Here is a 5,353-nt window from a genome sequence, read left to right as displayed (position 1 = left end):
CTTCCGTGGGTCGTAGCAGAACTCGGAGAGATAGCGTTGCAGGTACTTGGGCTTCAGCGCGTGGTAGGTGCCGTGCAGGGCGTTCTTGACGTTGCCGAGCATGGTGTTGACCCATTGGAACATCGGGTGCGCCACGCTGGCGGGGCCGCCGCCGGTGACCAGCGGCACGTGCGTGCAGTCCGCGGCGATGACGCCAGGGAAGCAGTTCAGCCCATCCGAAACGACCCACGGAAGTCCCCAAGGGACGACGGCCGTGGCACGGCAGGCCCGTGGCTCATGATCTCGTTGCAACGCCCCAGCGCGCCGGGTGCGGTCCGCTCAACGCAAAAAAGCGAGGCTGGGTAGCGCGGTACCGGATGCGCTGATCAGCCCTCGGCGGCGCAGCACGCCTCCAGATCATGCGCATCCGAGCCTTCGACGATCACCTCGACGAAGGCGCCCGGCTGGAGGTGCTGGCCGTCGCGGATGCGCACCACGCCGTCGATTTCTGGGGCATCGGCGGTTGAGCGCGCGACGGCACCGTCGGCATCGACATGATCGACCAGCACGGTGAGGCGATAACCAATCTTGCGCTGCAATCTGGCTGCGCTGATTTCGGCCTGTACCGCCATGAACCGCTCCAGGCGATCTTCCTTGAGCTCCTCGGGCACCGGCGCGGGCAACGCATTGGCTGCGGCGCCATCGACCGGCGAATAGGCGAAGGCGCCGACGCGATCGAGCTGGGCTTCGCGCAGAAAATCCAGCAGCGCCTCGAACTCAGCGTCGGTCTCGCCGGGAAAGCCGACGATGAAAGTGCTGCGCAGGGTGATCTCGGGCACGGCACGCCGCCACGCGCGGATGCGCTCCAGCGTCTTGTCGATGTTGCCCGGCCGTTTCATCAGCTTGAGGATGCGCGGACTGGCATGCTGAAACGGAATGTCGAGATACGGCAGCAGCCTGTCGGCCGCCATCAGCGGCATCAGCTCGTCCACGTGCGGGTAGGGATACACATAGTGCAACCGCACCCACGCGCCAAGTTCGGCCAGACCTTCGCACAACTCGGTCATGCGCGTGCGATAGTCGCGCCCGCGCCAGTCACGCGTGGCATATCTCAGGTCCGCGCCATAAGCGCTGGTGTCCTGACTGATGACCAGCAGTTCCCTGACTCCGCCCTTGACCAGCTTCTCGGCCTCGATCAATACCTCGTCCACTGGACGACTGACCAGATCACCACGCATCGATGGAATGATGCAGAAGCTGCAGTGATGATTGCAGCCCTCGGAAATCTTCAGGTAGGCGTAGTGTTTCGGGGTGAGCTTGATGCCGATGTCGGGAATGATGTCCAGCAGCGGATTGCGCTTGGGTGGCAGCGCGCGATGCACGGCCTGCATGACGCTGACGTAGTCCTGCGGACCACTGATGGCCAGCACTTCGGGGTAGGCCTCGCGAATAAGTTCGGCGCGCTTGCCCAGACAGCCGGTGACGATCACCTTGCCGTTCTCGTGCAGTGCCTCGCCGATTGCATCTAGCGACTCCTGCACGGCGCTGTCGATGAAGCCGCAGGTGTTGACCACCACCGCGTCGGCGTCCTGGTAGCTGGGCGCGATCACGTAGCCCTCGACCTTGAGCTGGGTGAGGATACGCTCGGAATCGACCAGTGCCTTGGGACAACCCAGGCTGACGAAACCAATCGCGGGTTCTGATCGGGACATAGAAAAGCACGCAGGAAAAACGCGATTGTAAGGTCATCGCATGTTGTCACTCCGGCTTTGACGTTGACTTCGCGGGGTGAGGCTCTAGGCTTTCGGTTTGGCCGAACGCAGGAGTACCCCCATGGGCGAGTTCATCAACATCGGCAGCACTGGCACGCAGTGCATCGGCGCGTACTTGACCAAACCCGCGGGCAAGCCCAAGGGCGGCGTGGTCGTGGTGCAGGAAATCTTCGGCGTCAACCGGCACATTCGCAGCGTGGTCGATGGCTACGCTGCCGATGGCTATGTGGCGATCGCGCCCGCCGTGTTCGACCACCTTGAAGCCGGCGTTGATCTGGGCTATGACCAACCCGGCATGCAAAAAGGCATTGCCTTGATCAGCGAGCTGGGCTTCGAGCGCCCACTGGAAGATGTCGCCAGCGCCGCCGAGGCCATCAAGAGCGCCGGCAAGATCGGCGTGGTCGGTTTTTGCTGGGGCGGCAGCATCGCGTATCTGGCGGCAATCAAGCTCGACATGCCGGCGGTCAGTTACTACGGCGGGCGCAACACGCAACTCGTCGACATGCCGTCCAATGGCCCGCTGGCGTTCCACTATGGTTTGCAAGATGCGCACATCAGCGCGGCGGACCGCGAAAAGGTGCGCGCAGCCAATCCCGGCGCCGAGTTCTACGTGTACGACGCCGACCACGGCTTCAACTGCGATGCGCGCGCGAGCTTCAATGCGGCGGCGGCCAAGCTTGCGCGCGAGCGCACGCTGGCGTTCTTCGCCAAGCATCTGGGCGCCTGATTCGTTGGCTCGATCAGCCTCTGAGGATGGCAGCCTTGGGCACCGCTTTCACGCTCGATCCGCGGCTGGCCGCAGACACCCTGCCCGTCGCGCAGCTCGACCTGTGCGACGTGCGGCTGATGAACGACACCCGCTTCGGCTGGCTGGTGCTGGTTCCGCGCCGCGTAGCGTTGGAGGAAATTTTTGATCTCGATGCTGGCGCACGCGTACGGCTGCTTGCCGAGATGGATCAGACAGCGGCGGCACTACGCGCGCAACTCCCCTGCGACAAGCTCAACGTGGGTACGCTGGGCAATATCGTGCGCCAATTGCACTTGCACATCGTGGCGCGGCGCGTCGGCGATGCCGCGTGGCCGGGGCCGGTCTGGGGCCGCGGCGCGCGCGTGCCCTACACGCTGGCTGCGGGCCGGGCACTATGCGCGGCGCTGCGTGCGCGGCTCGTCGCGTCGACGGAATGAGCGCGCCGCGCCGCTATACTTGCGCCCTCGCATCACGCAGTACTCGCCATGACCCAGGCCCTGGCCGACGAACTGACCTCGCTGCTCAGCCTCGAGCGCCTGGAAGACAACCTGTTCCGCGGCCAGAGCCGCGACATCGGCACGCGCTACGTGTTCGGTGGTCAGGTGCTGGGTCAGGCACTGGCGGCGGCGCAGCAGACAGTCGATCTCGCGCGCATCGCGCACTCGCTGCACGGCTACTTTCTGCGCGCCGGCGATATCGGCGCGCCGATCGTGTATCAGGTCGAGCGCTTGCGTGATGGCCACAGTTTTTCCACGCGTCGCGTGCTCGCCATCCAGCATGGACAGCCGATACTCAACGGTTCGATTTCGTTCCAGATTGAAGAACCCGGCTTCGAACATCAACTGTCGATACCCGAGGTTCCCGGACCGAACGACCTGGAGCCGCCGGCGATCGTCTCGGCCGAGGAACTTGCGCAACTGCCCGAGAAATTGCAGCGCTGGCTGACGCGACGCGGGCCGTTCGAGTTTCGCCCGGTGTACCCGCGCGACGAGCTGCACCCGAGCAAGCGCCCGCCTTATCAGCAAGTGTGGTTTCGTCTGGGTGGACACGCGCCGGACGATGCGCTGCTGCAGCGCGCGATGCTGGCTTACGCCTCGGATTTCCATTTGATCGGCACCGCCACGCTGCCGCACGGCATCTCCTATCTCAGCCACGAGGTGCAAATGGCCAGCCTCGATCATGCGCTGTGGTTTCATCGGCCGTTTCGTGTCGACGAGTGGCTGCTGTACAGCTGCGACAGCCCCAGCGCACAGGGCGCGCGTGGCCTGGCGCGCGGCATGATCTTCGCGCAGGACGGCAGGTTGGTCGCCTCCACCGCGCAGGAAGGTCTGCTGCGCATGCACATGCAAGGCTGAACATGCGCCAGATCTACACCTCGCCACGGCTGGAAAACATCGAGCGCATGGTGGCCTTGCTCAACGAGCACGGCATCGAAACACGCGTTACCGATCGTCCCGTGTATCAGCGCGCCAGCTACAACCGGCCCAGTTTCCGCGACAACGACCTGCAGTCGTGGCCCAAGGTTTGGGTGTCCGATGCCAATGATTTGCCACGTGCGCGCGAGCTGCTGCGCGGCATGGGCATCGAATCGGCCGCCGAGCACTTCGCGGCGAATCTGCAGTTCAGCGCGCGCGCGCCGAGCCGCGGCCGGAACTGGGGGGGGCGCGTGCGGGCGTTGCTGCTGCTGGGGATTTTCGGCCTGCTGACGGTGATGACGCTGCGCGCGCTGGGCTGGCTGTAAGCCCCGCGGCGGCGGCCAGCGCGGCCACTTCCCGCGCATCCAGCACACGCCACGCGCCACGCGCCAGATCACCCAGCAACAGCGGCCCGATCGCCACGCGCAACAGACGCAGCACCTCGAAACCCAACCCCGCGAACAGCCGCCGCAGATGGCGATTGTGGCCCTCATCGAGCACGCATTCCAGCCACGCGGTGCGCCCGCCGCTTTGCAACAGCGCGACTTCGCGTACGGCGAGATGTTCGCCACGGTCGCTGATTCCGGCACGCATGCGCGTCAGTGCGACCTCATCCGGTACGCCGCGTATCTGCACGCGATAGGTCTTGGGCACATGTCGCGCCGGATCAGTAAGGGCCGCCGCCCACACGCTGTCGTTGCTCAACAACAACAAGCCTTCGCTGGCTTTGTCGAGGCGACCGATCGGCGCCAACCAGGGCAAATTGGCGTCGGCAAGCAGGGCGTAGATAGTGTCGCGGCCCTGTTCATCCCGCACCGTTGTGAGCAGGCCGCGCGGCTTGTTCAGCGCCAGATAAATACGCGCACTGGGCAGCGCGGGGTGTCCGTCCAGATCAATGCGCGTATGCGCAGCACAGGGTTGCTCGGGATCGCGCGCAAGGCGGCCATTGACCTGCACCCGTCCCGCACGCACGGCCGCTTCGGCTTGAGCGCGCGAGCACAGGCCGCGCCGCGAAATCTCGCGCGCGAGTCCGTGGCGGGGTACAGGTACGGCACGCGCGGCGACGTGTTGTGCGGGTTTGGCAAGGCGCCTTTTGCCGCGAACATGGTCACAGTCAGACATGCTGCGCAGCCTAGCACCGGGCGATTGCTGACGCGGCGTCGGCGATCGTCTCACTGTGCCTTCGCTTGCCGACCGGAACACTCCCCGACCACTCTCCGGACGATGCCACCATCCAGCATTGCTGGGTTGCGCTGCGTCAGTGGTTTGACACGGCGCCCACGAGGCCATGCGCAAAGCGCATTCGCGCGATCCAGAAAAAGCCCGGCTTGCGCCGGGCTTTCTCGTGGTGCGGACTGGCGCGGAATTACTGCCCCATCTGCCCCGGGTTCTCGACCTTGAACTCGATGCGACGGTTCTGCGCACGACCTGCGGCGGTG

General features: G+C 65.1%; 5 protein-coding genes and 2 pseudogenes. 4 read left to right on the top strand and 3 right to left on the bottom strand.

Going from position 1 to position 5,353, the window contains the following annotated elements:
- A pseudogene (locus ACYDAT_RS15510) lies at positions 1–225 on the bottom strand (transposase); the annotation flags it as partial.
- 140 nt (positions 226–365) lie between these two features.
- Positions 366–1,691, bottom strand: a complete 1,326-nt coding sequence (gene rimO, locus ACYDAT_RS15505) for a 30S ribosomal protein S12 methylthiotransferase RimO (protein WP_461440490.1) — start codon at positions 1,689–1,691, stop codon at positions 366–368.
- Positions 1,692–1,812: 121 nt separating this feature from the next.
- On the opposite strand from rimO, the gene ACYDAT_RS15500 reads away from it, so the two are divergent.
- Genes ACYDAT_RS15500 through ACYDAT_RS15485 form a run of 4 tightly spaced genes read left to right on the top strand, consistent with a single transcriptional unit; the run spans position 1,813 to position 4,240 of the window.
- Complete coding sequence (locus ACYDAT_RS15500) at positions 1,813–2,478, top strand: dienelactone hydrolase family protein (protein WP_461440491.1); 666 nt, start codon at positions 1,813–1,815, stop codon at positions 2,476–2,478.
- 35 nt (positions 2,479–2,513) lie between these two features.
- On the top strand, positions 2,514–2,936 hold the full coding sequence (locus tag ACYDAT_RS15495) for an HIT family protein (RefSeq protein WP_461451276.1): 423 nt from the start codon (positions 2,514–2,516) through the stop codon (positions 2,934–2,936).
- 48 nt (positions 2,937–2,984) lie between these two features.
- Positions 2,985–3,854: an acyl-CoA thioesterase II gene (tesB, locus tag ACYDAT_RS15490; protein WP_461440493.1), complete on the top strand. Its 870-nt coding sequence runs from the start codon at positions 2,985–2,987 to the stop codon at positions 3,852–3,854.
- Between the two features lie 2 nt (positions 3,855–3,856).
- A complete protein-coding gene (locus ACYDAT_RS15485; protein ID WP_297903881.1) occupies positions 3,857–4,240 on the top strand; it encodes a putative signal transducing protein in 384 nt (127 codons plus the stop codon).
- A 4-nt stretch (positions 4,241–4,244) separates the two neighbouring features.
- Here ACYDAT_RS15485 and ACYDAT_RS15480 read toward each other — a convergent pair.
- A pseudogene (locus ACYDAT_RS15480) lies at positions 4,245–5,036 on the bottom strand (pseudouridine synthase); the annotation flags it as partial.
- Positions 5,037–5,353: the final 317 nt, after the last annotated feature.

The organism is Metallibacterium sp. (assembly GCF_054637675.1).
Note: the sequence above shows the minus strand (reverse complement) of the source record. Positions and strands in the feature narration are given on the sequence as shown.